This window comes from Vreelandella sp. 2A-K22 (genome assembly GCF_054065485.1).
Genome location: NZ_JBSUGC010000003.1, coordinates 159,741 through 186,268 on the forward strand (window position 1 = coordinate 159,741; position 26,528 = coordinate 186,268).

A 26,528-nucleotide genomic window follows, 5' to 3' on the forward strand; every position below is an offset into this window, starting at 1 on the left:
TATGCATGGGTCTTTATTATAAGTAGGCGTTTATGTTTTCGAATTTATATGTTTTTAGCTGGTAATTTTTTACTATCTGGTGTTCGTTGAGGAGGCAGCATGAACTCTAAGCTTAATAAACCAAAACGTCGCTTTCTGCTAGTGTCGGGCTCAAGCTATTCCTTAGTCAATTTTCGGGGGCCGCTCGTACAAAGCCTGATTAGTGCAGGATTAGAAGTACATGCGGCATCACCAGGGTTACATGATGATCCAAGGACATGCCGCCAGTTAGAGGCTTGGGGAGTATTTGTTCACGATATCCCCATGCAACGAACAGGCCTTAACCCGTGGTATGATTTTTTGACGCTAAAAGCACTTTACTTGTTGATGCGTAATATACGACCCGATGTCGTTCTGGCATATACCATCAAGCCGGTGGTGTATGGGATGTTGGCGGCTTGGCTGGCGAAGGTTCCTCAACGTTATGCATTGATCACTGGCCTGGGATATGCCTTTGCCGGAGAGGCACGCGGTAAGCGCGCTCTGGTTTTCCATCTGGTGCGTAGACTGTATTCGGCAGCTTTGAATAAGGTGGATAAGGTTTTTTTCCAGAACCCCGATGATGAAAGCTTATTTCGTGATTTGGGAATACTACGCGATCGCGTACCTTCCCAAGTACTCAATGGGTCAGGGGTCGATATGGCGCATTTTGCGGCAGCCCCTTTACCTGCTGGGCCGCCACGTTTTTTATTGGTTGCTCGCTTGTTGGCAGACAAAGGTGTCCGCCAGTACGCTGAGGCAGCTAGGCGAATCAAGCAGCAGCACCCTGAGGTAGTATTTCAACTGGCTGGTGATATCGACAGCAACCCCGATACGATTTCGCAACAAGAGCTGGATACTTGGGTGGGAGAGGGATCGCTTGAACACTTGGGTTGGCTGAATGATGTGCGCCCGGCACTTGCCGAGAGTAGTGTTTTTGTACTGCCTAGTTATTACCGAGAAGGCACGCCGCGCTCAATTCTGGAAGCCATGTCTATGGGGCGAGCGGTCATCACTACCGATGCACCTGGATGTCGAGAAACCGTCACTAATGGCGATAACGGCTACTTGATACCTGTAAAAAATGTCGATGCGCTTGTTAAAGCCATGCAACACTTTATTGACAGACCAGCTTTAGTTAAAACCATGGGACAGCGCTCCCACGAGATTGCTAAAGATAAATACGATGTGCATAAAGTCAATGCTGTTATGCTTGAAGCAATGGGTATAGGAAAACCAGAGCTTCGTAATAGGGTGCAAAAACCATTTGATACTATTACTGCTAAATAAAATTGTAGCGTAGTGCTGCGTGTTATCTACATTATACCCTGCAAAAGTACTAACAGCCTCGATACTAATTTCCTGATTTTATCTAATTTAATAGCTGCGGCATCTCTGATGCAATAGGTATTTCGATTGGTGGTCACCATATATCTATCTGTATCAGCTAAATGGGTGGTAGATAGCTGTTGCTGAAAATATTGAGCGAGTTGTCGGAGAAAACTTAATGCAGATTCAGTTCAAGTCATATGGTGATCTCGGCAGGGATATTACAAAGAATTTTGAAAAATTTTCTGGTGACTGGGACTTAGTCGTCGGGGTACCAAGAAGTGGTATGGTTCCCGCCTACATGATTGCACTTGCACTAAATATAAATTGTACGGATATTTCATCCTGGGTTAATAATTATCCATTGAAAAAAGGGCTTACGCGATGCGTGAGAAAAGATTTGAACTCTCCCTGGGAGGCACAAAAAGTTCTTATTGTAGACGACAGTATAATGACCGGAGATTCAATAAGAAACGAAATTAACGCGCTCCCCGATTGGTTAGCAGCACGTGCATCGACACTGGCTATTTACTCAGGCAAGCCAATCAGAAGTGATGTAGATATTATTCTTGAATTTCTTCCCCATCCAAGAGCTTTTGAATGGAATATATTTCATCATAATGTAATGAGTAGGTCTTGTATTTGTCTTGAGGGGATGATGTCAGAAAACGAACTTTGTGATGATACAGGTACTACACGCTTTCGTTACCTTCCTTCAAGAGATATCGATACAATCGTTACGTCTCAGAGTGAGTCAAACCGACATAAGGTAGAAGCTTTACTGATGGATAACGGGGTTTCGTATCGTAATCTCGTTATGAAGAAAAATAATAAGAATGTCATGACTATTGATTCGCAGGTGAAATTCAAGGTTGAGACTTTCGTTGCATCCACGGCGGACTTGTTTGTCGAGTTTAATTCTTATCAAGCAAAACTAATTTGTCGAGAAGCAGGTAAGCCTGTTTTCTGTTTTAGTGATAGCCGTATATATAATCCTGAAGATCAGCTTGGGGCTCGTTTTGCCAAGAATAAAATAAAATTATTGATATGGAAAGTAGTCAATATGAAATTTCACCGATAGAAAAGAGATATAAATTATTTTCTGGCTAAATAAATTGTTAGTTCTGTAGTTAATATGCTAATGAGTTTTTACTGTCTGTTAATGATAATTATTATTAATAGAAAAAGTTCTCATCATCAGCTTGTCTGATGCCATGGAGGTGGCCTAATGAATCAGATTGATATTTCTGTCATTATGACTGTGAAAAATGGGTCCAAATACCTGGAATCAAGTCTTTCTTCCGTTTTTTCTCAAACCTATCTACCTAAAGAAGTTGTGGTGGTCAACGATGGGTCAGACGATGATACCTGGGAAGTGCTCAAGAAGTTACGTCACATGGCCCCTGTCCAGGTTCAGTTAGTGGATACGCAAGGTGTTGGTCGTGCGCGGGCGCTTAACCTTGCTGTCAATCATACTTGTTATCCGTGGCTGGCCAATATCGACGCAGACGACCAATGGCTACCCGAAAAATTGGCGCAGCAGGTCGCTACTATAAGCCTATTTCCAAATGTGGAGCTTGTCGTAACAGCTAGCCAGATCGTTTATGGAGAAGGGGAAGGGGAGTTAGTTATTAGTAGAGGATTCTCCGTCACACCAATGGGGTGTGATAGTTTTTATGTTAACAATCCAATAAATCATAGCTCTATATTGTTCTCTCGACGATTTTTTGATGAGGTTGGAGGGTACGATGAAGCATTGTTTAGACAGGTCGATATAGACCTGTGGGTACGCGCTCTGAGAAAAGGTTTTATATTTTACCAAGTGGATTTACCGCTAACAGTTAAACGACTTCATGAAGGACAGAGCTTTGAAGTCGGAAATCGATTGAGTTATACATTTAATTCATTGAAAATTAGTCTAAAAAAATTACGACAGCTTAAAGCTCCTTTCTACTATTTTCCAATTGCTTTTGTTAAATTTTTTTATAATAACATTCCAAGAAGCATCCGGCGTCGCTTGAAAAGGGTGAGCCTTTGGAAATTATAATGATGCTAATCTTTGATATGCTTTAGGGATCGCACCTGGAATAGCATAATACTAAATAATTAGCGACATAAAGTGTGTGTGTTCTCCATTTGCATTTTACGAATGCACGAAATTCCAGGCTTCTCTTTATGCCAAACAAAAATGTTTATTATATTAAAATGGCAACTAAGGTCAGGTGCTGCCGTATTAATCGCATGTATATGTTAGCCAATAATTAAACGCTGTATTGAGTTTTCAAGGGCATGATTATGCAGGGGACACTATGAGCAAGGTGATCGCGGTGATACTCACCTACAATCGGCAGGATTTGCTACAGCTATGTTTAGCTGCCATTTATTCACAAACATGCATTTGTGACCAGGTGATTGTGGTCGATAATGCTAGCGATGATAATACACAAGAAATGCTAAGTGAATTGGACTATCCGAATCTAAAAGTGTATTTGCTGTCGCAGAATGTAGGTGCTGCAGGTGGATTCAATGCTGGGTTTCGTCTCGCATATAAGGAAGGAGCTGATTATATCTGGATGATGGACGATGATGTCATTCCTGAGCCGTTTGCCTTGCAAAGATTAATTGAAGCAGATAATACCTTGGATGAAAATGGTATTGACAGAGCCTACCTTATCTCTACTGCTTTTACAGAAAATGGTTATGTAACTAATTCACCTTCTATCAACAAAAAAATTAATCATATTGGATATAAAGATTGGCCAAAATTTGCTCAATATGGTGTTGTCTCCGTTGATCGAGCAACTTTTGTATCTATTCTTGTTCCCCGCGGTACCATTGACAGGTATGGTTTGCCTATTTCCGATATGTTCATATGGGGCGAGGATACTGAATATACATTAAGAATAACGGAAGATGTTCCCGGGTTTGTTGTGGGTGCCAGCAAAGTGATGCATTTACGGCAGGAGAAAGGAGTGCTAAATATTATTTCTGAAAATAGTGAGGTGCGCCTTAAGTATTATAAGTACTTAATAAGAAATAGAATATTTGTCACAAAAAAATATCGTCCAGCTCATGTCGTAGTAAAAATTATGTGTTTAGATTTATATATGATATTAAAATTATTACGAAGAAGACAGTTAAAAAAAGCTGGTATTGTAACAGCTGGGTTGGTTGAAGGTTTTTTGTTTTCACCTGAAATTGAATACATTGATTCACCGGTTAAAAGTCAATGTCTTCCATTGAGAATTTATAAATGTGAAAGTTTATAGTTTTTTGGCTAAAGTTGGCTAATAGCTTAAGACGAGGTGAGTTTATGTATAAGTTTTCTGTCATAGTGCCTGTTCATAACAAGGCTTCAACTTTGTTGGACTCTCTCTCGTGTCTTTATAATCAGACCTTTAAGAATTTTGAAATCATTGTCGTTGATGATGCCTCTACAGATGGGTCTCTCCAGATTTTATTACAAGAGGAACGCAAGGGTAAGCTGCGACTGTTCCAGCGAGATAAGCCTGGCCCAGGCGGCTACGCAGCACGCAATTATGGAGCACAGCAGGCAACAGCTGAATGGTTGGTTTTTTTTGATGCAGACGACCTGCTTGTGTATGACCACCTTTCAAGGTTTGCTAATGCTATTTCCGAAAACCCATCTGTTAATCTTTTTGTAAATGCATTTCGGAAGATGGAAGGAAATATAGTAATTCCGAGAAGTGAACCTTTAAAAAATGGAGTCATGAGTCGACAGGAAGCTTTAGCAGCGTTCTCACGTTCTGATTTCATTCACATGAACGGCGCTTGCATACATAAAAATACATTCATGGCCCTTGGTGGTTTTCCTGTTGATCGATACCGACGTGCTGGGGATGTTTATTTTTGGTTAAAAGTTATATGCAGTCTTAAAATGGTTCACTATGATCCCACCGTTACGAGCATGTGGTTGCTTCATAATAGTGGCGTGGTAAGCGACAAAAATAATATGATTCAAATTCATCCTTGCTTAGACTTAAAGAGTGAATGTGAAGTTGACCTAACGTGGCTTGAAAAACATTATCTAAATGCCGCCATTAATCGTAAAATATTGTCATGGGCGGTTGAAAAAAAGATAGTTGGAAGGTCAGTTAAGAAAGATATATGCTCATTAATACTATTTAGTATGCGGCCCCGCCAATGGATGACTTTGGCGACTCTAATAATACCTCAGCCATATTACTGTAGATTACGGGATCGTGTGCTAAGTGGTTAAAAATCGTATCTTCTTTTTTATTGCAGAGATTTTTTCGAAATTAAAGTGATAAAGTAAAGTAGACTATCTAAATAACGGCGCAATTCTCAGAGGATTCGCGGGAACTGTTGTGTCGCTAACACTAACTATCCTGTCTGACGTCAGCATATCTCAGCGAATAATAATAAATCTATGCAAGATCTTCCTTATTAGGTGATTAGCCATGACACAATTAGAATTCATCGCAAAAAACTGGTTAGGTCGACTGCGTACTTTTGAGTATAAGGCACATTTTTTTGTGAAAGATGTCTTTGATTATCAGATAGAGAACGCAAATAAATCACTTTTTATAGAAGTTGTAGGGTGTCCAGGGGTGGGAAAGAGTACTCTGATAGATTATATGGAAGAAAAGGGGTTAATTAAAGGTTTGATTCGTGCAAGATTGTGGATTGCCAGACTACAACGTAATACGAACATCGATAGTGCTTATAAAAGAATTTTAGATTACAAGTTAATAAGTTTAGAGAATGAAAAATCAAGGTTTAAGTATTCCCAGTACGCTATTACTCCAAGAGCAGTAGATAAATATGTTGAAGATAAAAAAATCCCGACTGTCTTGCTAATAGACGAAGGCCTTTTTCACCACTTCAAATATGAAATTAGTGATAATTGGGGAAAGGATAAAGCTTTATTTAGTAAGCTGATGGAAAAAAGGGTTATTGTGCATATGACCGCTCGGCCAGAAATTATAGCGGAGCGCATTCTTAAGCGTTATAGGAAGACTGGTAACCTGTTGCCATATTATAAAAATAAACATGAATATGAAATTGCTGAATATTGTAGAAAAGCTCAAAAAAAAAGAAAGAAAGTGATCGGGGAATTTGAGAAAAGAGGAGTACCAGTGTTAACGGTTAATGCTGAAGATGGTGAGCAAGCGAATACGAAACACATAGATGATTTTATCAAAATACTAATGAATGATTACTTAGGAGCTAATTGATTTAACTCGAGGTTGGTTTTTCTAGAAAATACCCGTTGATGAGTAAGAAAATTATCTATTTTTGCCGAAAACTCCTTTACGCAGACTTTAAACTCTCCTCTGGAGGCCCTCAAGGGCATCTGTGGGTAGATGTGTTGAATGTTTTTGCTATTTATTAAGGAGGATAGAAGTGAACAAAACGTTTGATGTTTATACTCTCGATAACAAGTATCGTAAGGATATTCAAGGAGTTCGTGCCATCGGCGCGATACTGGTGCTTGTTTTCCATATCTGGTTTCAGAAGGTATCTGGAGGTGTCGATGTATTTTTCGTTGTATCTGGTTTTCTAATGACCGGAATGTTGCTTCGTCAGTATGCAAAGGATGGTAATATAAAGCCCTTTCATTTTTGGGGAGGAATTATTAAACGGGTGGCTCCATCCGCTTATGTTGTACTCTTAACGACTTTCATTCTCAGTTATTTTTTCGTACCACCTGTTTACTGGGTGGCTACAATACATGAATTTATTTTTAGCGCAGGGCATTTAGAAAACTTATTGCTAATAAGAAGAGAGGTTGATTACTTACAAATTGGAGACCCAGCAAGCCCTTTTCAACAGTATTGGGCACTATCAATTCAAGTGCAATTCTATGCCTTTCTCCCTTTGCTTATTGGGCCACTATTGTATATTTCAAACAAAATGAAATCATTGATACCTTTAATGTTGGGAGTTTCTATAGTTTTTTTTATTTCTTTTGTTTACTCGTTGGTCTCTACGCATTTTACTCCTAACACAGCCTATTTTAATCCTTTAGGAAGAGTCTGGGAGTTTCTAGCCGGTGCCTTGGTTGCTATATTTATTCCTTATATTAAGTTGAATAAAAAAACGGCATCAATCATCTCTTTTCTAGGTATTTTTATTCTCTTTAGCATCGGTATAGCATTTCCTAGCGACTGGAATTTCCCTGGATATGTCGCGCTATTTCCTGTTGTTTCAGCTGCTTTTATCATCATTTCAGGAAACGAATCTGAAAAACGTACACTGGTGAATAGGTTATTGTCAAATCGATATCTTGTCATGTTGGGTGCCATGTCTTTTACCATTTACCTTTGGCACTGGCCGATATTGGTTTTTTTTCAGCACTATTATGAAACAACAAACTTAGGCGTTGTAAAAGGTATGACCATTGTTGTATTAGGAGTTTTGCTGGCTATTATTACGACCTGGTTGATTGAAAAGCCTTTTAGGAAAATACCCAAGTCTAGGGTTTGGATCTCCTATATTGCAGGTTTTTCATTTTTCATTCCTTCGGTTACGCTTGGGTTGGGTGCTAAATACTATATTGAAAATCTGCATGATGTAAAAGTTGATTTTAAAAGATCTGCATTCGAGGGCGATGAGATTTCTATACAAGACGATGCTTCCAATTTGAACTATTGGTATGTTACCGCCATTTCTAATGACTTAGGCGAGACCATGGACAGAGATAATGGTTGTGCTACGGTCATTACAGAGTCCAAAATTTCATCTTGTGATTTTGGAGATACCTCTTCAGGAAATGTAGTCGCACTCGTAGGCGGGTCGCATATAGGTCAGTGGGAACCTTTTTTCTCGAGTCTAGGGAATGAATATGGATTTAAAGTGGTAAGTATCATAAAGAATTCTTGTTCCCTTGGCTATGAAATTGTGGAAGGTAATGATACTTGTAAGTTATGGAATGAAAATATCGTTGATTATTTAAGTGACCTGTCCCCTGATCTTGTTATAACAAACTCGACGAGGTCGAATCGTCCCCGTGAGAATAGATTAGTAGTAGGGAATCCTGTTGAGTTTGTTCCTTCTGGACATGTGGAAAAATGGAAGGAAATATCTGCTTTAGGTATTCCTGTAATGGGTATAAGAGATAACCCTTGGTTTGAAAGTGATCCAAGCTATTGCGTTTGGAAGAACCGTCATGAGGCAAGCCTATGCGCTCGACCCATTGAAGAGGTGTTGCTATCTGTTAATCCTGCAGATGCGTATGTAGGTGAAATACCTCTGTTTATCTCAATAGACTTTACCGAATTAATTTGTGTTGAGGGATTATGTCCGGCATATTTTGATGAAAGATTGATGTGGTCTGATACCCACCACCTGACACGAAATTATCTGGAATATATCACCCCAAGCCTGAAAGCTTCGCTTGAGCATCAGACGTCAATTTTTCAGGTTTTTAATAATTACGGGGAGAGCAACTAAATGTCCATTTATGAATTTGAAAAAGCGGTGAAATGTAAAAGTGCGATAGAGGATGCAGGTGGGGTTACGAAGGTTTGCAGCCCAAGAGCTTCAGTAATTGTGCCTACTTATCATGATTGGGCTCGATTGAAGCTGTGTGTTAATGCTTTGAAAAATCAAACATTTCCCCAGGATGATTTTGAAGTTATTATTGTAAATAATGCACCAGAAGATACACCACCTGTTGATTTCTCTTTGCCTCACAATTTCTGTATCATTAAAGAGGGAAAGCCGGGATCATATGCTGCAAGAAATGCAGCTTTAAAATTGGCGAAAGGTGAAATTATTGCTTTTACTGATTCTGATTGTATTCCGGATCCTTACTGGTTGGAAGCTGCTGTTAACCATTTTGATAAAGGTGTAGAGCGAATAGCAGGAAAAATAGAGCTTTTTTTTAAGTCTGATAAGCTCACCCTAGTCGAAATTTATGAGAAGGCTTTTGCCTTTGATCAGGAAAAATATGCTCAGACTGGAGGAGCAGCAACTGCCAATATGATTACATTGGCGAAACACTTTGAGACGGTTGGGCTTTTTAACGATACATTAATGTCAGGAGGCGATAATGAGTGGGGCTGGCGAGCAAAAGATAAAGGTATATCTATTGAGTATGCTCCAGACGTTATTGTAAATCATCCTGCTCGTGCCGATATGAAAGCTATGCTAAAAAAACGCAAAAGGGTGATCGGTGGGGAAGTATGCAATAAAAATAATGCTTCTAAAAATACCTTTTTTTTAATTCTTCTTAAAGGCTATTTTCCTCCACGAAGACAGTTAAATATTTTTGGTAGAAAAGGACTCTCATTTTCTAGAAAGTTTTTGGCATATTTGTTGTGTTATTACTTTAAGATTTACTCAACTACTTATAAGTTAGCCTTGCTAATAGGTATTGCAAAGCCCGAGAGATCTTGATCAATAAAATGAAATGTTGTTGACTCTGTATAAGGTTCATAAAATATAAACCCTCCATAAATATTGGAGGGTTTTTTTGGGTATAAATTTTTCTTTAATTTTTCAAGTGGTGCCTGAAAAGTAGCTTACTGTACTGTTGATCATACTCTATAGAGCACATGGCGTCGTTGGAATCTATACTTGCACCCATTGAGCTATCGCGGTAATAAGCAGATAATCTCCAATCACGGATAATGCGATGAAAATGCTAATGCGTTGGCTTCATAGTCTAGTGGCGCTGTTAGCGTTGCTGTTAGCGGGGCCTGTTTGGCTATTGGCGAGTAATCAGGTGGCGACCGATGGGCATTGGTCGTCGCTGGATCGGTCATCTGCTGGCATAGCGCCTGATCCAGCGGTGAACGCTGAAGCCGTCGTTCAGGTATATTCAGCCCGGGCTTATAACTGGCGCGGAGCGTTTGGCGAGCATATCTGGATTGCGACCAAGACTGAAAACGCCGATAGTTACCGACTGCATCAGGTGTTGAGCTGGCGGCGTCCCACGGTGGTGTCTTCAATCGACACGCCTGATCGAGCCTGGTTTGGCAGTCCTCCTACACTGTTGGCTGACTATCGCGGCGAGGCGGCTGCACAGATAATACCGCAGATAGAGGCCGCCGCCGCTGACTACCCACAAGCTGAGCTTTATCGAGTGTGGCCTGGCCCGAACAGCAATAGCTTTATTGCCTGGGTTATACGCGAAGTGCCAGGCTTTGAGGTGACGCTCCCGGTAACTGCTATTGGTAAGGATTATATTTTCAATGGCGTTTTTGCTGCTGCGCCCAGCGGCAGCGGTTACCAGCTGTCTTTGGGTGGGGTGGTTGGCATTATGTTGGCGCTTGAGGAGGGCATTGAACTTAACCTCCTGGGCTTGAGCTTTGGTATCGATGTCATGCGACCCGCTTTGAAATTGCCGGGCATCGGGCGGTTGGGGATGCCCGTCAAGGTAACAGAAGGTTGATCAATAAGAGTAAAAAACTGTGTTTGCAGATACTTTTTATTAAACTAGTAACTACTGGGCGCTGATGACACCAAGCTGCGTTGCTGACATTATCCAAACCACTTATTTGGAAATGATTTGGAACGGCGCCATTACCCAGGCGAATCAATTGCGTTTTTCCCATTGAGGACGAGCAGCGGGTTTAGTTGTTTTGCTGCTGTTCGGTAAAGCGCTGCATGATAGCGAGGGTTTCGTCGCTCACATGGTGCTCCATGCCTTCAGCGTCAATACGCGCAGTCGCATCTCTCACCCCAAGGGCGCGTAAAAAGTGCAGCACGATATCGTGGCGGGCGCGTGACGTTTCCGCCATTTTTTGACCCGCTTCGGTTAGAAACAGCGAGCGATAAGGCTTGCTAGTAACCAACTCCAGCTCATTTAAACGCCGAATCATTTTTGAAACCGTCGCCTGGCTGACCGCCATACGGCTGGCAATGTCCGCCGCGCGCGCTTCGCCGCGGTGTGCCAGCAGGTCGCCAATTAGCTCAACGTAGTCTTCAATCAGTTCGGTTTCGTGGGCATTTCGCACCGTTGCATACTGCTGGGCATGCTGCTCCACAGGGGGTAGGGCATCTCCAGGGATACTTGGGGCAGTCAATGAGGCGTTCGGATTAGAATCAGTCATTGGTAAATTATATCGGAAGCAGTGGGAACAATCATTGGATAGTCGCTGGGATAGTAACGTATTTTTGTGCAATATTGTTAGCCTAGGCTAAACTATTTGCACAATGCTTTCTTGTTGAGCTGCAATATACTTATCGGTCATGTACAAAAAAGGAGAGACAATGAGTAAGCGCAATCTGGGTATGGCCTTGAGCCTACCGCTATGGCTGAGCGCTGCACTAGCCTGTACCGAAGCGCCCAGTGCCGAAGCGCAAGAGAATGCGACTTCTCCTTCCCTACCATCGTGGCGGGTTTGGTAACGGTGGGTATCATTTTAGTGGTGGCGATGCTGATCACCCTAGGAGCAACGGCACACCTGCTCACCGACCGTTTTAAAACCATAATGCTGATTTCCGTAGGTGTAGGATAGCTCGGCGGTCATCGGGCTATGGCTTTCGGTGGTATTGGGCGTTGCCTCGGGCGGTGCAATCGTGCTCGTCGCTACCTGCTGGTTCTTTATGGCGCTGCTTTTCTCGCCCAATCAGGGGGCTGATGCGTTTTTGGTGCCATCGTCAAATTAGTTAGCACCATTTACTTAAGCGTTTACAACGGCGGCGACTGCAGGCATTCCCAGGTTTTCTCGGCAATACCGATGCCAGCACCGGTCATCAGCAAATACGTTTGATCTACTCCAGCGGTATGCAGCGGTTCGGCTTCATCTTGGAAGTGGATGCCCGCAATAATGTGGCCAGTGAAGCCCGCTTTACGCAGTTCGCGGGTGGCAATAAGCTTGCTCTCAAGTTCTGGGGTGGCCAGCGTTACTGCGGTTATTTGCGCAATATGCAGGTGATGCCAAAATCCCACATCTTCAATATCACCATAAAAAACATGCCGTTGGGTATTTATTTTATTGGGATCTGAATCGATGCCCACGGCAGACAAACCTTTATCGGTAAAAAAGTCGTAGGCGGCGTTACCGGTTCGCCCCATGCCTAGCACTAAGATGGTGGCGTTGCCTAAATCCACAGGCTGTTCGTCAGGATGTCGTGCGTGCCGCTCAAAACAGAGCAGGTGTTTCTCCCAGCGATCAAAAAGCTGATGGGCAATGCGATTCAGCGGTGCGGCGATGACAAACGACAAGGCAACGGTAATTGCCAAAGGAACAAGCCACTCTTGCAAAATGCTCGCAGCGACGATCAGGCCAAACTCACTGTAAGCCGTCAAGCTTAAGCCTCCCAAAAAGGCGTTGCGTGCCCTGATTCGGAAGGCAATGAGTAGTGCAAAAAACAGGATCCCTTTAAGCGGAAGCAGAACTGCTAGGATAACCGCAAATAGCAGTGCGTCTTGATCAGGTAAGCCAGCCATGCCTATCTGCAGAAAGAAGCTGATTAACAATACTTCTTTCAGCCCCCAGAGCGCCTTGGATAATTCTTGCGCACGGGGGTGTTTGGCCAGCAGCAGACCCATGACCAGGGCTCCTACTTCTGAGCTTAAACCCACTGCTTCAAAGCCCATGCCGCCAACGGCAATAGCTAATACGGCGCCTAGTAGCACCAGTAATTCATCGTGCTGCGCCGCGTTCATAAGCCAATAAAGTACCGGCCTTAATAACGGTACCAAAAAAACCAGCACGGCCCAGGGGCTAGGGGAGTTGCCGCTGTAGATGCTGAGAACGGCTAAAGCCACAAGGTCTTGAATAATCAGAATGCCAATCGCAATTCGGCCATGTAGGGCGCGTAATTCGCGTTTGCTTTCAAGGACTTTGGCCGCTAATACCGTGCTTGAAAAAGACAGCGCAGTGGCCAGCAGAATTGCTTTGTCCAGGGGCAGCGATAGAAAAATGACAAAACCAGATGTAAACAACAGGCAGGTAATTGCCAAGTGTATAAAGGAACTTCCTAGCACAACGGGCTCTGCCAGGCTGCGGATATTGAGTTTAAGACCAATGGTGAACAGCAGTAGCAGAACCCCTAGATGGGCAAGGTGTTCAAGCATTGGGCCCGCATCACTTGGGAGGCCAATACTGGGCCCAAAGGCATTGAGTGCAAACCCTGCTGATAAGAACCCCACGAGTGGCGGTAAACTTAGCTGTCGTGCTGCGATACCAAAGATAAACGCTACCGATAGAATAACCACTTCAAACATGCCGGATCCCTAGAGCGCGTAACGAAGCTGATTATCTTCCAACTCGCCAGTGCTTTTGCATTTCTATAAAAGTGAATGATGCTGACCAAGTGATCAATACAAAGCCTGTTAAAGCCAGCGTGCCGTACAGAAAACGTACCGGCCCAATGGCATATATATCGCCATAGCCCACGGTGGTATAGGTCACCGCAGAGAAGAAGATATAATCAAAAATGTTGAAGCTGTCGTACCCATGTAAAGCACCAATGCTTAATTGCTCGGTAAGCCACCAGCCAGTGATGCCAAATAGCCAAATTTCGACAACGTGGGTCATCAATACTCCAAACGCCATCGCCAGGATGCGTTGCCGATGTGGTCTTCGAGATTTTTCTATTTGGTGCGAGATAAGCCACAGGGCTTCATAGTGAAGCAGCACCGCAATGACCACGGTAATAAAAGTGGTTACCACCACGGTGACATGCTCAGGGTAAGGAATAGTCATCTTAGCAAGTAGTCAACCTTTGCTCGTTAGCATAACCGGGTTCCCATCAGTAGCAAGGCAGCATCCATATGCTGCCAGCCCCACCATGCGAGTATTAAACAGCTAAACAGCAGAGTTGCCACCATGGCCTTGAGTAAATTATTGCGTGTCATGGGATCACCGTTGTTGACTGCGAGCGCTCGAGCGGCTTTTCATTGATAAACCAATGCAGTGCAGCAGCGACGACCGAGAGCACAATAGCAATTTGCCAGACCGTATTGTAGTTGCCAGTAAGGTCATAAAAATAGCCACCCAGCCATACACCCATAAAAGAGCCTAACTGGTGAAACAGAAATACGATGCCGCCCAGCATGGAGAGGTGACGAACACCAAACACGGAAGCCACAATGCCGTTGGTTAATGGTACGGTAGAGAGCCATAGAAGCCCCATGACGATACCAAATAGGTAAGCGCTGGTTGGGCTTAACGGCAAATAAACAAACGCCGTAATCACTACGCCGCGAATCAAATAGAGCCAGGTTAGCAGCTTGGGTTTTGACCAGATGCCGCCCATCCAACCCGCGGTATAAGTGCCAACAATATTAAACAGTCCCACTAAGGCCAGTACCGTCGTACCCACCTTTACCGCCAGGCCGTTATCGAATAAGTAGCCGGGGAGGTGCACGGCAATGAACACCACCTGAAAGCCACAGACAAAAAAGCCTAAACAGAGTAGCCAGAAGCCTTTTTGGCCTGCTGCTTCGTTGAGCGCATCTTTGAGGCTTAAATCGGATGCCGTTTTGGCGGAGGGCTTGTCGCGCAGCATTGCCCCCAGGGGCAGAATGATGGTCGCGATAGCTGCCATCGCCATCAGCGCTGCGGCCCAGCCGAGCCACTCGAGCAAACCCAGAGTGCCAGGCAGCATGGCAAATTGCCCAAACGAGCCCGCTGCGCTAACGATCCCCATGGCCATACTGCGTTTTTCAGGCGCCACTGCGCGCCCCACAGCACCTAAAATAACCGAGAATGTGGTACCGGAGAGGCCAAGGCCAATCAACAGCCCGGCGCTGACCGTCATGCCTAGTTCTGACGTAGAGAGGCTCATAAACAGCAGCCCCAAGGCATACAGCAAGCCGCCAACAACGATAATCCTGGCCGCACCGAAGCGATCCGCGAGCGCCCCGGTAAAGGGTTGCGATAAGCCCCAAACCAGGTTTTGTAAGGCTAGTGCAAAAGCAAATACACCACGCCCCCAGCCGAGCTCGCTGCTGAGGGGCTCCATAAAGAGCCCGAAACCATGGCGTAAGCCCATGGCCGTGGAAATAACCAAGCTTCCCAATATAATCAGCAGCAGTGAGTGGCGAAGAACGAAGGCCATGATGTTCTCTTTGTTGGCAGGCTAACAGTTAGCTCACTATCGCATGCGTTGTGCGCTTTTAGAAGCTAGGAATAGGTAAGTAAGGCAGTATTAGTTTTATGCTATTAATCTGCTAAAATCCGCCCCCTTCGCCGTTAATGACCTCTCAATAGCTCTAAGGATTTTCATGAATGCAGTAATTCTTGCGGTGCTGGTGATGGTGGCGCTATCGCTGGCGCGTGTCTCGGTGGTATTTGCGTTAGTGGTGGGCGCTTTAGTCGGCGGTTTAGTGGGCGGGTTGTCACTAGAACAAACTCTGGAAGCCTTTAATACAGGCGTGGGCGGCGGGGCCCAGGTGGCGCTGGCCTACGCCACTTTGGGGGCCTTCGCTGTGGCGATCTCTCGCTCTGGGCTACCGGATATGCTGGCTAATCGTTTGATTACGCTGCTGGGTAAAAAAGAGGCAACCGTTGCGCAGCAGACGCGGGTCAAAATGCTGTTGCTAACGGCTGTGTTGTTGGTGGCTATTTCTTCTCAGAACGCTATCCCGGTACATATTGCCTTTATACCGGTGCTGATTCCGCCGCTATTAACCGTGATGAACCGCTTAAAGTTGGATCGACGCGCGGTGGCCTGTGCGCTCACCTTTGGTTTAACGGCCCCTTATATGCTGCTGCCGGTAGGGTTTGGGGCGATCTTTCTAAACGATATTCTTTTGGCCAACTTAAATAGCGCTGGGGAACCGCTGGGTTTAGAGATCACCCGTGGCATGGTGCCGCTGGCCATGGCAGTACCGGTAGGGGGGATGGCGCTGGGGCTAATCGTTGCGCTATTTTGGAGTTACCGCCGCCCGCGTGAGTATCAGGCCGAAGATATCGCTAACGCCAACGTTGCCGAAGGCCATACGCCCGCTAAACCTCATAGGCTGGGGCTTGTGATGTCTGGAATAGCTATTGTCGCAGCGCTCGGTCTCCAGCTTTATAGCGGCTCGATGATTCTGGGGGGCTTGGTGGGGATTGGCCTGCTTTCAATGGGCGGTATTTTTAAATGGCGCGAAGCAGACGATCTATTTACCAGTGGTATGCGCATGATGGCGCTGATCGGTTTTATCATGATCTCCGCAGCGGGCTTTGCTGAAGTCATGAAAACCACGGGAGAGATTGATGCCCTGGTGTCAGGAGCTTTTTCACTCTTTGGCGATAACCGTGGGCTAGCGGCGCTGGTGATGCTGTTGGTAGGGCTATTCATTACCCTGGGTATCGGCTCGTCGTTCTCAACCATTCCCATTATTGCTGCCATCTTTGTGCCCTTGGCGGTACAGTTTGGCTTCTCTCCCATGGCCACGGTGGTGCTGGTGGGTACGGCAGCGGCGTTGGGTGATGCAGGCTCGCCTGCCTCTGACTCTACCCTGGGCCCCACTTCAGGCCTTAACGTTGACCGTCAGCACGATCATATGTGGGACAGCGTGGTGCCAACGTTTCTGCACTACAACATTCCGTTAGTCGGCTTTGGCTGGCTAGCGGCAATGATGCTCTAAAAGCCTTATCTTCAAACTAAAAAGGGACAACTTGGTTGTCCCTTTTTAGTCGCTTTAACTCTATCACTATTTAGGCAGATGACTTTCAAACGCGCTTAATAGCCCACGCAGAAGCGAAAGCTCTTTGCGGCTGGGCTGAGCGCGAGCGAATAGGGCTTGAAGCTGCTCTTCAGTGCGGGCATGTGGCTGGGTTAAAAAGCCACTTTCCTGCATTAAGCGGCCCAGATGCGCTTGAAAGTGTAAGAACTGTTCGCGGCTGGGTGGCGTTGCCTCCAGCGGGCGCTGATAAGTAAAACCGCTCCCATCACCTTTACGCCAGGCGCGATGTACTTCATAAGCGAGTATCTGTACTGCCTGGGATAGATTCAGAATACCGTAATCAGGGTTGGCAGGAATGCTGACCTGATGCGTGCAGCAGCGAATCTCATCGTTAGTCAGCCCCGAACGTTCACGCCCAAACACCAGTGCCACCGGCGCCGTTTGAGCGTTCTGGATGACGTCTGTTGCCATCTCATCAGGTTCGTCAAAGTGGGGAAGGGGCAGGCTGCGCAAGCGTGCACTGGCACCCACGACCTGCACGCAGTCGTTAACGGCTTCCTCCAGCGAGGTAACCACCCGCGCACTCTCCAGGACATCAGTGGCACCCGCCGCTAGCCGATTCGCTTCTTCATCGGGGAATAGGCGCGGATTAACCAGCACCAGCTCGGTCAGGCCCATGGTTTTCATGGCTCGCGCGGCAGCGCCGATATTGCCGGGATGGAAGGTCTGAACGAGTACGATACGGATATGCTGCAACATGCGCTGGTGCCCAGTAGTGAAAATGTAGCTTAAAAAAATCGCCCAGATAGTAGCACGTTCGGCCCTGGAAATGGCTGACAAAACGCTATCGACAACCTCACGCCTGTAGGCGCCTCAAAACGCAAGAACCCCGCACAAGGCGGGGTTCTTGTTGACAGCTAAATGCTAGCCGTCGATAGAGCGAAGGGCTCAGGGGTGCATTACATCATGCCGCCCATACCACCCATTCCGCCCATGCCACCCATATCAGGTGCAGCGTCTTTCTCTTCAGGGTCTTCTGCGATCATGCACTCAGTGGTGATCATCAGGCCAGCAACAGAACCAGCGGACTGCAGTGCAGTACGGGTTACTTTCGCTGGATCCAGGACGCCCATTTCAAACAGGTCGCCGTACTCGCCGGTTTGTGCGTTGTAGCCGAAGTTGCCTTCGCCATCTTTCACACGGTTAATCACAACGGCAGGCTCTTCACCAGCGTTGGAAACGATTTGACGCAGTGGTGACTGCATAGCGCGTAGCGCCATGTTGATACCGTGATTCTGGTCTTCGTTATCGCCAGTAAGGCCCTGTACTTTGGCCATTACGCGAACCAGTGCTGTACCGCCACCTGGCACCACGCCTTCTTCAACGGCTGCACGAGTAGAGTGCAGAGCGTCTTCAACACGGGCTTTCTTCTCTTTCATTTCTACTTCGGTGGCAGCACCGACGCGGATAACGGCAACACCGCCTGCCAGTTTGGCAACGCGCTCTTGCAGTTTCTCTTTGTCGTAGTCAGAAGAGGTGTCTTCGATTTGCGCGCGGATCTGGCTAACGCGTGCTTCGATATCGCCTTCTGCACCAGCACCATCGATGATAGTGGTGTTTTCTTTAGACATCGTCATGCGCTTAGCAGTACCCAGGTGATCCAGGTTGGCTTGCTCAAGCGTCAGGCCGACTTCTTCAGAAATGACCGTGCCGTTAGTCAGAATAGCGATATCCTGCAGCATGGACTTACGACGGTCGCCGAAGCCCGGTGCTTTAGCAGCGGCTACTTTAACGATACCGCGCATGTTGTTTACAACCAACGTTGCCAGGGCTTCGCCTTCGATATCTTCAGCGATGATGGCCAGTGGCTTGCCTTGCTTGGCAACAGCTTCGAGAACCGGCAGCAGCTCACGGATGTTGGAGATCTTTTTATCCACTAGCAGGATGTAGGGATCTTCCAGTTCAACCGTCATGGTGTCCTGGTTGGTAACGAAGTAGGGCGAGAGGTAGCCGCGGTCAAACTGCATACCTTCAACGACTTCCAGCTCGTCTTCAAAGCCACGGCCTTCATCAACAGTGATGACGCCTTCTTTGCCGACTTTTTCCATCGCTTCGGCGATGATTTCACCGATGCGTTTGTCGCCGTTTGCAGAGATAGTGCCTACCTGAGCAATCGACTTGGTATCGGTGCAAGGTACCGACATGGCTTTGATTTCTTTAACCGCGGCGTTGACCGCTTGGTCGATGCCGCGCTTAAGATCCATCGGGTTCATGCCCGCCGTCACGCCTTTCAGGCCTTCAGCGATAATGGCCTGGGCCAGAACAGTAGCGGTAGTCGTGCCATCGCCTGCAGCGTCAGAAGTCTGTGAAGCGACTTCTTTCACCATTTGCGCGCCCATGTTTTCGAACTTGTCTTTCAGTTCGATCTCTTTGGCAACAGAAACACCGTCTTTAGTAACGGTGGGTGAGCCGAAAGATTTTTCCAGTACTACGTTACGGCCTTTCGGGCCGAGGGTAACTTTTACCGCGTTGGCGAGAACGTCGACACCGCGGGCCATGCGTTTACGAGCATCATCGGAGAACTTAACTTGTTTAGCTGACATATCTGCTACTTCCTAATATTGAATGCAAAAACGTGAAAGTAAATAGTCGAAGCACTGGTTAAATAAGTACCAGCTGCAACGATGCTTAGCCTTCAACAACGGCAAGAATATCGGCTTCGCTCATGATCAAGACTTCTTCGCCGTCGATTTTTTGCTTCTCGACGCCATAGCCATCTTTAAAGATCACGTTATCGCCAACCTTAACGTCTAGCGGACGGACATCGCCATTTTCCAGAATGCGACCATTACCGACGGCGAGTATTTCACCGCGTGTCGGTTTTTCTGCTGCATTGCCCGGAAGCACGATGCCGCCTGCGGTTTTTTGCTCTTCTTCAACGCGACGGACGATGACACGATCGTGCAAAGGACGGATATTCATTCACGTTCTCCTGAGTATGGTTGAAGCCCTGGTGAGGGCGGTTAGCCTAAAAGTGTTCTCGAGGGAGTAACCCGCGAGAAGTGAAGACCTCACGGTCTTCTTTGTTAATGGCAGCTACCGTCTCGATCGCTACCGAATTTGTGTGCTGAATGAAAAATGGGGGCTGCGAATGGCCTTTCAAGGGGGAGAGTAATAAAAAAATTGCTTTTCCGCTGAATTTCTTCCGAAGAAAACCTCAGCGACGGCGTGGGGGCTCATCTCGACTAATAAAATCACCTTCAATCGGGCCATCCTGTTGTGAAGACTGGCTGTTTTGATATTCATTGGGCCGAGCTGATGAAGCGCTGGGGCCTTGCTGTTGTCCGGCAACTTTTTTAAGCCCCAGCCAGGTAAGTGCTTTGAACATCAATTGCCGCGCGCTGGGGATCAAGCATGCCAAGCCTACTGCATCAGACAAAAAGCCTGGGGCCATTAATAAGGCACCGCCGAAGATAAGTGCAGCGCCAGTTAATAGCTCACTGGAGGGGAGTTCACCAGCCTCCATGCGCTGGCGTGCCCGCGCAAAGGTGGATACACCCTCTTTACGAATCAGATGTAGCCCGGCAAAACCTGTGCCGAGCACTAAAAGTAGGGTGGTGAGTAGGCCGATCTGGCTGCCAATCGAAAACAGAACCACAAAATCCAGTAGAGTGAAAAGTGATATAAAAATAAGAATAGGCATGGCTAACTCCCGAAAAAGCGACTCGATAACAGTCGTAAATGCGTAATATGGTGACATAAATATAAATAGCAAGCAGCTGACATGACGTATTCCAGCGATGATGTAGCTCGATTTATGTCCATAATTCTTCTATGCTGCGATGCACAATGAAGCTGGTTTAATCTTTTGTAAGGAGTCACGAATGGTACTTACCGATAAAGTCATTGCAGTCACGGGTGGGGCGCGAGGGTTGGGTTATGCCATGGCGCTGCGCTTGGGCAGGCAGGGTGCACGCATGGCGCTATTGGATATGAGCGCTGAAGCGCTTGATCAGGCAGTATCGCAACTTGCCGCTGAAGGTATCGATGCCCAGGCGTTTGTGGTGAATGTCGCCGAAGAAGCCTCCGTGACTCAGACGTTTGCCGATATCGCGCAACGCATGGGGCCTATCAGCGGTTGTGTCAATAATGCGGGCATTACCCAGGATGCGCTGCTGGTAAAAGCCAAAGAGGGGCAAGTGGAAAAGCGCATGTCCTTAGAGGCTTGGCAAAACGTTATTAATGTCAATTTAACTGGCGTTTTCCTGTGCGGTCGCGAAGCCGCCACTCAGATGATTGAAACCGGACATGAAGGCGTGATCGTCAATATCTCCAGTATTTCCCGGGCAGGCAATATGGGGCAAAGCAATTACGCTGCCGCAAAAGCGGGCGTACATGCGTTGACAGTCACTTGGAGCCAGGAGTTGGCACGCTATGGTATTCGTACCGGCACCGTAGCGCCTGGGTTTGTGGCTACCGAAATGACCGCTGCGATGCGTCCTGATATGTTGGAGCGTATCTCGTCAAGCGTGCCGTTAAAGCGTTTGGGTGAGCCCGATAATATTGCCCAAAGCGTTGCCTTTATTATGGAGAACGACTACTTCTCTGGGCGCATCATCGAGTGTGACGGCGGTTTACGGCTATAGTTTCTTGGCCGTGGTAAGACAAAGGCGTGTTGCATAGGTGGGCGGCTCTAAAAGGCCGCCCGCGTTGCGTGTGTAGATGAACGTGTGAACTCACTCATCTGTACATAACGCTTAAAAGTAGTCGTGGCTAATTTTGCGCTGAAAATACATCTCAAGGCGCAGGGTCATCGCCCAGCGTGGGTCGTAGCTGACATCGCGCTGGAAGTGTAGCTCCGGAATCACATCGGCGAATAAAATACCTTTATGAAGATCACGGCGGTAGCGCGTCTGAAGGTAGTAATTAGTCATGCGAGGATTGGACACACTTTCGCCGATGGCGATAGCCGAGTAGCGCAGTGCACTGCGGCGGTTGATGCGGTGATTGATTTCGGCAACTTCACTGTACTCCAGTTTGTCTTCTTCCTCGCGCCACTGAACTGTCGAGATAAAGCGTAAATGGCGGCGTTTGCTCAACGGTCGGCCGACATCCCAGCGTGTGCGCGCTGAGTAGCCTTCATTGTTGAACCATGAGACGCGGTTATTTGACTCAAGCTGCCACGGCCCTTCACCCAGTTGCCACAGGCGCTCGCTGGTAAAACGCACGTAGGGGTCAAGAGGGAGGCGCAGGCGAACACCGGCACCTACTCGATTGCTCCAGTTTTCGCGTTTATCTCGGCTTTCTAACCAATCCAGGCCGAGCGTAGAGCTGCGACGGTCACGCTGGTCATTGGCAAGGCGCCCAGAGCCCTGCTCTTCTAGGGTGCCTTGCGACTCTTCCGGGTCACTCTCGATGACCAGTCGCAGGCGATCCTCTGAGGTAGGTAGGTCAATACGGTAACGAAGGGTGGTGTCGCCGCGGGTGCCATCCCCCTCCATCCAATCAATCTCTTGGCCGAAACGTAGATAGGACTCGTTGTTGACCTGCATATGGTCGTCAGTGCCAAAGAATCCATCGATGCGGCGCGATGTGTTATCAACCCAGTTGCCTACACTTTCACGAAACGGCTCAATGCGCTCTTCCGCCCACTCGGGTAAGTCACTATCTTCCTCTTCGGCATACACATTCGTCGAAACCGTAGTGAGTAGGCCAAGCCAGCAGAGGGTTAACAGTTTATGCATCGTCGATAGTCTCGGTAATGGGGCGTCGCTGCTTAACAATAGCGTTTATTTAGCGTGCTTTATGGGTCTCAATCTCTTTTGCCCACTCCAGCACACGCTTGCGTTGGCCACGGCTATTGAGTCGATCCGTATCGACGCTCGCCGGGATAAGCTGGTGATTGGGTGGCGCGTTAAGGTCGAGGTTAAAGGTTCGTGACGCGCCTGTCGGCATATCCTCGGAGCCATAAATAGCGATAACGCGAATTTCAAGCTGAATATCCTGCTCTTGCAGTAGATTATCATCGATTTCCCAATAATCTTTAACCTGATTCACAATATCACCAAACGATTGAATGTTCAGATAATCCCCGGAAGCTAACGGGCCTTGATGAGTGCGGTAGCTGGGTTCTTGTTGCTCACCTTTCTGTTGGCTACCCGTTTGCTGTTCACCACCGTGCTGCTGGTACTCCACTACGTCAAGGGAGTAACTGCCCTTTTGGGTATGCAGTACCGCTACCAGGTGTTGAACATAGATCGCTTCGCTGCTCATATTGCTAATTAAGCAGATGGAGTCCACGCCGATACCCTTGCCGCGATTAATGATCACGCGGGGGCGACGCTGTCGCACATAGCCGTTATAAAGTAGCTGGGCGTAAAATACCCATACAAAGAGTGTGCAAATGCTCGCTACAGCCGAGATTGCCTGAGCATTATCGTTGAGCCATTCCATTATATGAGATCCTTCTCATTGTTATTGGTGTTAATCCCTGACACGGGCTTTTGAGGATAGCCATTGAGGGAGGTTGGGTAGCATTATTTAGGAATAGAGACTAGCGGAAAAGTGGGGGTAAGTCAGCCAAATCGGCCTTTGATAGAGGTAGTATTGAGCAAATACCAGGCACACAAAAAAATGGCCTTAAGCCATGGGTATTTTTCAAACGAAGAGAAGGTGTTTTGCGAAGAATACTGACCAAAAGCTATCCAAGTAGCGCTAACATCAAGCTGTTTGGAAGCTATTCAAAATACAAGAGGGGCTGTGCTAACCTCTTGAAAGCTAACAAGTAATTGGTGCGGATGGGGAGACTCGAACTCCCACACCTTACGGCACTAGAACCTAAATCTAGCGTGTCTACCAATTCCACCACATCCGCTAAGACGAGGCGTATATTATCAACTTTGTGATAGAAGTCAATCAATGATTTGATATTAATGCATATGGCAGTCAGGAGAGGGCATGGCATTAAAGGGGTGGCTACAGTGGGGTAGTAATTGGGTAAAGCAGGCCATGCCCGGCTACTGCGCATTTTGTTTGGCGCCGGCATCCGCAGGGCAAGGGTGGTGCGCAACCTGTTTGTACGAGCTGCCGTGGAACCTACATGCCTGTCGCCAATGCGGTGACCCAGTTGCTCATGGTACAAGCTTGTGTGGGCACTGCTTAGTTGACCCACCGGCATTTTCGACCACCCAAGCGGGGCTGTTGTATCAAGGGTCGATCAAACAGTTGGTGCATGATTTTAAATTTCATGCTTCTCCGCGGGCGGGCACGCTATTGGCTGAATTGATGCTCTTAACCCCGCCGATAGACCTGGGAAACGCACTTCTATCAGTGCCTATGACTACCACGCATGCGTGCACCCGAGGATTTAACCAGTCGCACTGGTTGGCCGAACATCTCAGCCGCCAGCTTGGAATTCCAATGGTGTCGGCCAAACGGATAAAGGATTCCCCCTCCCAGCGCACGTTGAACCGCCGCCAACGGGCTGCCAACCTGGCGGGTGCCTTTGTCTTTGAATCACCGCCCCCGGCGCATTTGTTAATAATCGATGATGTGGTCACCACCGGATCCACAGGCAACGCATTAGGGCGCGCTGCGCTGGAGGCAGGTGCCAAACGTGTTGATATTTGGGCGGCCGCACGGACACCGTTAGGTAAGGATTGATAGAATAGTCTTTTCGCTTATTCATTAGCTCTTTCGCCAACCCAGGAGTGGCCTATGTCACACCCGTTTAGCTCTCTTTCGCCTGATTTAGTGATGTCTGCAGTGGAGTCGCTGGATATTTGGCCTGCAGGCGAGCCTTTTGCGCTAAATAGCTATGAAAACCGTGTACTGCTATTTCGCGATGACGATGGCAAGAACTGGATTGTTAAGTTTTATCGGCCTGATCGTTGGTCAGACAGTGCGATTCAGGAAGAGCATGATTTTCTGCAGGAGCTGGTAGATCAACAGGTGTCGGTCGTTGCCCCTTGGCGTGATAAGGCGGGGGCGTCTTTACACTATTTTAAGGGCTTTCGGTTTACGCTGTTCCCCCATTGCCCCGGCCAGGCGCCAGAGCTTGATAATCCATCGCACCTATTTGCCATGGGGGAGTTGCTGGGGCGGTTGCACCAAGTGTCAGCTAAAAAAACCTTTCAGCATCGCCCGCGTTTAGAAATGGCGAGCGGTATTCTTGATGCTCAGCAGCGCGTGCTGGCCAGCAATTGGATGAGCCGTCATCAGCGCCGGGCCTATGACCGTGTGATCGAAAAGGTTCACCAGCAGCTCCTAAAACATAATGTGCCCGCCAGCAGCATGATTCGCTGCCATGGCGACTGCCATTTGGGGAATGTGCTGGGGCGTGACGAGCAGTTTACCCTAGTCGATTTTGACGACTGCACCATGGCGCCCGCCATGCAGGATATTTGGATGCTACTGCCCACCGATGACCCGCAGGGATGGCGATCGCAGTTAAGTGAAATTACCGAAGGGTATGAAGAGACGTGCCCGTTTCCTAGCGAGCAGATGGCGCTTATCGAGCCGCTTAGGAGTTATCGGCTGATCAGGCACTCAGCGTGGCTGGTATCACGTTGGGAGGATCCCGCTTTTCCTCGGGCGTTCCCCTGGCTGGCGGATAGTGGCTACTGGGACCAGCATATCCGCCAATTAGAGCAGCAGTGCCTGCAGTTAGAGAACCCACGCTGGCTGGCGTAATGAGCTTTCAGCCCACCACTGACTTGTTATGGCGATATTAGAACAAGGTCAATCAGGCACGGCTTCGTCGCGCGGCACAGGGTTGGCGATACCTTCTCCGTCTGCTTGGCGACGCTGTTCGTTAAGCTCTGCAGACGGATTGTCCAGTTCTTCAATCTCTACGGGTTGATCCAGTGTGAGAAGGAATGTCTGACCAGGGGAGAGTGCGCACTGTGAACCTTCGCAGGCGATACCATATTGGCCATCTTCGCCATAAGCGCTGGCGCTAAATTCGCCAGTGAAAATATCGCTGTCAGCGTCGTGTGTTTCAATACAGGTCGCCTCTTGGGTGGTAACGCGAATGCGCTCATCAACCCGTTGCGCCCTGCCTACGATAACGCAGTATTCCGGTAAAGAGTGTGAGGCGCTAGCAGCCTGAGTAGGGTGTAGCAAAATATCGTTAAGGCGCGTTTGGTTTGATTCAAACGCAAGCTCTTCCACAACCTCTACGCCGACGGTTGCTTCATTGGGCAGCGAAAGCGTAGCGTCTGCAGCGGTAGCCAAGAGCGGTGTAGCAAGAAAGGGGGCTGCAAGGGCGGTTAACCACAAAGGCGTTGGCTTGAATGACATGGCGAGCTCTCAATGTTGGCGCCTGCAATAAAGGCAGTTAAATAAAAACGCTTTATTATATCACAGGCATTGGGGGGACAAATTGAGTGGCGCGGCGCTCTGACGCAGTTCAAGGCTGCGCAAAAAAAACCTGAGTGAGGGCCAGCAGTTTTCGTACAAAGCCTGGGGAGCCACAGGCAGCCTAGATGCGGTAAAATGCACTCTTTGCTTAATACTCATTGTGCAGTGCTTTTTTAAAGTATACCTTTTGTACAATGAAGGTGGTGGATGACGCTGATTAATGTCCTCCTAATAATGATGTTACTTTTTCATGCGCAAAAGG

26 protein-coding genes, 1 tRNA gene and 2 pseudogenes are annotated in these 26,528 nt (G+C 47.4%); 15 read left to right on the forward strand and 14 right to left on the reverse strand.

Annotation, left to right across the window (positions count from 1 at the left end):
* Positions 1-99: 99 nt before the first annotated feature.
* The 9 genes from ACW17M_RS05075 to ACW17M_RS05115 all read left to right on the forward strand — a co-directional run bounded on the left by ACW17M_RS05075 (position 100) and on the right by ACW17M_RS05115 (position 10,729).
* Positions 100-1,308 (forward strand): glycosyltransferase family 4 protein, encoded by a 1,209-nt coding sequence (locus tag ACW17M_RS05075; protein WP_233974053.1) that lies wholly within the window; start codon positions 100-102, stop codon positions 1,306-1,308.
* A gap of 217 nt (positions 1,309-1,525) precedes the next feature.
* Complete coding sequence (locus ACW17M_RS05080) at positions 1,526-2,428, forward strand: phosphoribosyltransferase (protein WP_457547006.1); 903 nt, start codon at positions 1,526-1,528, stop codon at positions 2,426-2,428.
* 147 nt (positions 2,429-2,575) lie between these two features.
* The gene (locus ACW17M_RS05085) at positions 2,576-3,394 is read left to right on the forward strand and encodes a glycosyltransferase family 2 protein (protein ID WP_457547007.1); all 819 of its coding nucleotides are present in this window, start codon (positions 2,576-2,578) and stop codon (positions 3,392-3,394) included.
* A gap of 262 nt (positions 3,395-3,656) precedes the next feature.
* Positions 3,657-4,616: a glycosyltransferase family 2 protein gene (locus ACW17M_RS05090; RefSeq protein ID WP_152419231.1), complete on the forward strand. Its 960-nt coding sequence runs from the start codon at positions 3,657-3,659 to the stop codon at positions 4,614-4,616.
* Positions 4,617-4,660: 44 nt separating this feature from the next.
* Positions 4,661-5,587, forward strand: coding sequence for a glycosyltransferase family A protein (locus tag ACW17M_RS05095; RefSeq protein WP_051051899.1), 927 nt, complete (start codon positions 4,661-4,663; stop codon positions 5,585-5,587).
* A gap of 202 nt (positions 5,588-5,789) precedes the next feature.
* Positions 5,790-6,566 (forward strand): AAA family ATPase, encoded by a 777-nt coding sequence (locus ACW17M_RS05100; protein WP_457547008.1) that lies wholly within the window; start codon positions 5,790-5,792, stop codon positions 6,564-6,566.
* A 169-nt stretch (positions 6,567-6,735) separates the two neighbouring features.
* Entirely contained in the window at positions 6,736-8,784 is a 2,049-nt protein-coding gene (locus tag ACW17M_RS05105; RefSeq protein ID WP_457547009.1) for an acyltransferase family protein, read from the forward strand.
* A complete protein-coding gene (locus ACW17M_RS05110; protein ID WP_457547010.1) occupies positions 8,785-9,732 on the forward strand; it encodes a glycosyltransferase in 948 nt (315 codons plus the stop codon).
* A 238-nt stretch (positions 9,733-9,970) separates the two neighbouring features.
* Positions 9,971-10,729, forward strand: a complete 759-nt coding sequence (locus ACW17M_RS05115; protein ID WP_009286560.1) for a DUF3750 domain-containing protein — start codon at positions 9,971-9,973, stop codon at positions 10,727-10,729.
* Between the two features lie 181 nt (positions 10,730-10,910).
* Here the strand turns inward: ACW17M_RS05115 and mntR are convergent, their stop codons facing one another.
* A complete protein-coding gene (gene mntR / locus ACW17M_RS05120) occupies positions 10,911-11,390 on the reverse strand; it encodes a manganese-binding transcriptional regulator MntR (RefSeq protein ID WP_138800315.1) in 480 nt (159 codons plus the stop codon).
* 160 nt (positions 11,391-11,550) lie between these two features.
* On the opposite strand from mntR, the gene ACW17M_RS05125 reads away from it, so the two are divergent.
* A complete protein-coding gene (locus tag ACW17M_RS05125; protein WP_155705819.1) occupies positions 11,551-11,688 on the forward strand; it encodes a hypothetical protein in 138 nt (45 codons plus the stop codon).
* A pseudogene (locus ACW17M_RS05130) lies at positions 11,667-11,953 on the forward strand (metal ABC transporter permease); the annotation flags it as partial. The gene ACW17M_RS05125 and the pseudogene ACW17M_RS05130, both read left to right, overlap by 22 nt.
* An 18-nt stretch (positions 11,954-11,971) precedes the next feature.
* Here ACW17M_RS05130 and ACW17M_RS05135 read toward each other — a convergent pair.
* From ACW17M_RS05135 to ACW17M_RS05155, 5 genes and pseudogenes are all read right to left on the reverse strand, one after another.
* The gene (locus ACW17M_RS05135; protein WP_411906434.1) at positions 11,972-12,394 is read right to left on the reverse strand and encodes an NAD-binding protein; all 423 of its coding nucleotides are present in this window, start codon (positions 12,392-12,394) and stop codon (positions 11,972-11,974) included.
* A gap of 111 nt (positions 12,395-12,505) precedes the next feature.
* A pseudogene (locus tag ACW17M_RS05140) lies at positions 12,506-13,513 on the reverse strand (cation:proton antiporter domain-containing protein); the annotation flags it as partial.
* Positions 13,514-13,544: 31 nt separating this feature from the next.
* A complete protein-coding gene (locus ACW17M_RS05145; protein WP_041158426.1) occupies positions 13,545-13,994 on the reverse strand; it encodes a potassium channel family protein in 450 nt (149 codons plus the stop codon).
* Between the two features lie 26 nt (positions 13,995-14,020).
* Positions 14,021-14,146, reverse strand: a complete 126-nt coding sequence (locus tag ACW17M_RS05150) for a hypothetical protein (protein ID WP_268747805.1) — start codon at positions 14,144-14,146, stop codon at positions 14,021-14,023.
* Positions 14,143-15,351: an MFS transporter gene (locus ACW17M_RS05155; protein ID WP_039858333.1), complete on the reverse strand. Its 1,209-nt coding sequence runs from the start codon at positions 15,349-15,351 to the stop codon at positions 14,143-14,145. The genes ACW17M_RS05150 and ACW17M_RS05155 overlap by 4 nt, the downstream gene beginning before the upstream one ends.
* Positions 15,352-15,517: 166 nt before the next feature.
* Here ACW17M_RS05155 and ACW17M_RS05160 point away from each other — a divergent pair, with 166 nt between their 5' ends.
* On the forward strand, positions 15,518-16,867 hold the full coding sequence (locus ACW17M_RS05160) for a Na+/H+ antiporter family protein (RefSeq protein WP_041158427.1): 1,350 nt from the start codon (positions 15,518-15,520) through the stop codon (positions 16,865-16,867).
* Between the two features lie 66 nt (positions 16,868-16,933).
* Here ACW17M_RS05160 and ACW17M_RS05165 read toward each other — a convergent pair whose 3' ends face one another.
* The 4 genes from ACW17M_RS05165 to ACW17M_RS05180 all read right to left on the reverse strand — a co-directional run bounded on the left by ACW17M_RS05165 (position 16,934) and on the right by ACW17M_RS05180 (position 20,609).
* Positions 16,934-17,665 carry an RNA methyltransferase gene (locus ACW17M_RS05165; protein WP_027959272.1) on the reverse strand — a complete coding sequence of 244 codons (732 nt, stop codon included), beginning with the start codon at positions 17,663-17,665 and terminating at the stop codon, positions 16,934-16,936.
* A gap of 200 nt (positions 17,666-17,865) precedes the next feature.
* Positions 17,866-19,509 carry a chaperonin GroEL gene (gene groL / locus ACW17M_RS05170; protein ID WP_041158428.1) on the reverse strand — a complete coding sequence of 548 codons (1,644 nt, stop codon included), beginning with the start codon at positions 19,507-19,509 and terminating at the stop codon, positions 17,866-17,868.
* 85 nt (positions 19,510-19,594) lie between these two features.
* Positions 19,595-19,888 carry a co-chaperone GroES gene (locus ACW17M_RS05175; protein WP_027959273.1) on the reverse strand — a complete coding sequence of 98 codons (294 nt, stop codon included), beginning with the start codon at positions 19,886-19,888 and terminating at the stop codon, positions 19,595-19,597.
* Between the two features lie 235 nt (positions 19,889-20,123).
* Positions 20,124-20,609 carry an FxsA family protein gene (locus tag ACW17M_RS05180; RefSeq protein WP_039858336.1) on the reverse strand — a complete coding sequence of 162 codons (486 nt, stop codon included), beginning with the start codon at positions 20,607-20,609 and terminating at the stop codon, positions 20,124-20,126.
* Between the two features lie 181 nt (positions 20,610-20,790).
* Between ACW17M_RS05180 and ACW17M_RS05185 the strand changes: the two genes are divergently transcribed.
* Complete coding sequence (locus tag ACW17M_RS05185) at positions 20,791-21,552, forward strand: SDR family oxidoreductase (protein ID WP_027959275.1); 762 nt, start codon at positions 20,791-20,793, stop codon at positions 21,550-21,552.
* A gap of 111 nt (positions 21,553-21,663) precedes the next feature.
* On the opposite strand, the gene ACW17M_RS05190 is transcribed toward ACW17M_RS05185, so the two are convergent.
* The 3 genes from ACW17M_RS05190 to ACW17M_RS05200 all read right to left on the reverse strand — a co-directional run bounded on the left by ACW17M_RS05190 (position 21,664) and on the right by ACW17M_RS05200 (position 23,780).
* Positions 21,664-22,650, reverse strand: coding sequence for a hypothetical protein (locus ACW17M_RS05190; RefSeq protein ID WP_027959276.1), 987 nt, complete (start codon positions 22,648-22,650; stop codon positions 21,664-21,666).
* Between the two features lie 49 nt (positions 22,651-22,699).
* Positions 22,700-23,359, reverse strand: coding sequence for a hypothetical protein (locus tag ACW17M_RS05195; RefSeq protein WP_027959277.1), 660 nt, complete (start codon positions 23,357-23,359; stop codon positions 22,700-22,702).
* 336 nt (positions 23,360-23,695) lie between these two features.
* A tRNA-Leu gene (locus ACW17M_RS05200) sits at positions 23,696-23,780 on the reverse strand.
* Between the two features lie 83 nt (positions 23,781-23,863).
* Here ACW17M_RS05200 and ACW17M_RS05205 point away from each other — a divergent pair.
* Both ACW17M_RS05205 and ACW17M_RS05210 read left to right on the forward strand, forming a co-directional pair.
* A complete protein-coding gene (locus ACW17M_RS05205) occupies positions 23,864-24,568 on the forward strand; it encodes a ComF family protein (protein WP_027959278.1) in 705 nt (234 codons plus the stop codon).
* Positions 24,569-24,622: 54 nt separating this feature from the next.
* Positions 24,623-25,597: a serine/threonine protein kinase gene (locus ACW17M_RS05210; RefSeq protein ID WP_009286566.1), complete on the forward strand. Its 975-nt coding sequence runs from the start codon at positions 24,623-24,625 to the stop codon at positions 25,595-25,597.
* A 48-nt stretch (positions 25,598-25,645) separates the two neighbouring features.
* Here ACW17M_RS05210 and ACW17M_RS05215 read toward each other — a convergent pair whose 3' ends face one another.
* Positions 25,646-26,206: a hypothetical protein gene (locus ACW17M_RS05215; RefSeq protein ID WP_009286567.1), complete on the reverse strand. Its 561-nt coding sequence runs from the start codon at positions 26,204-26,206 to the stop codon at positions 25,646-25,648.
* Positions 26,207-26,528 lie beyond the last annotated feature (322 nt).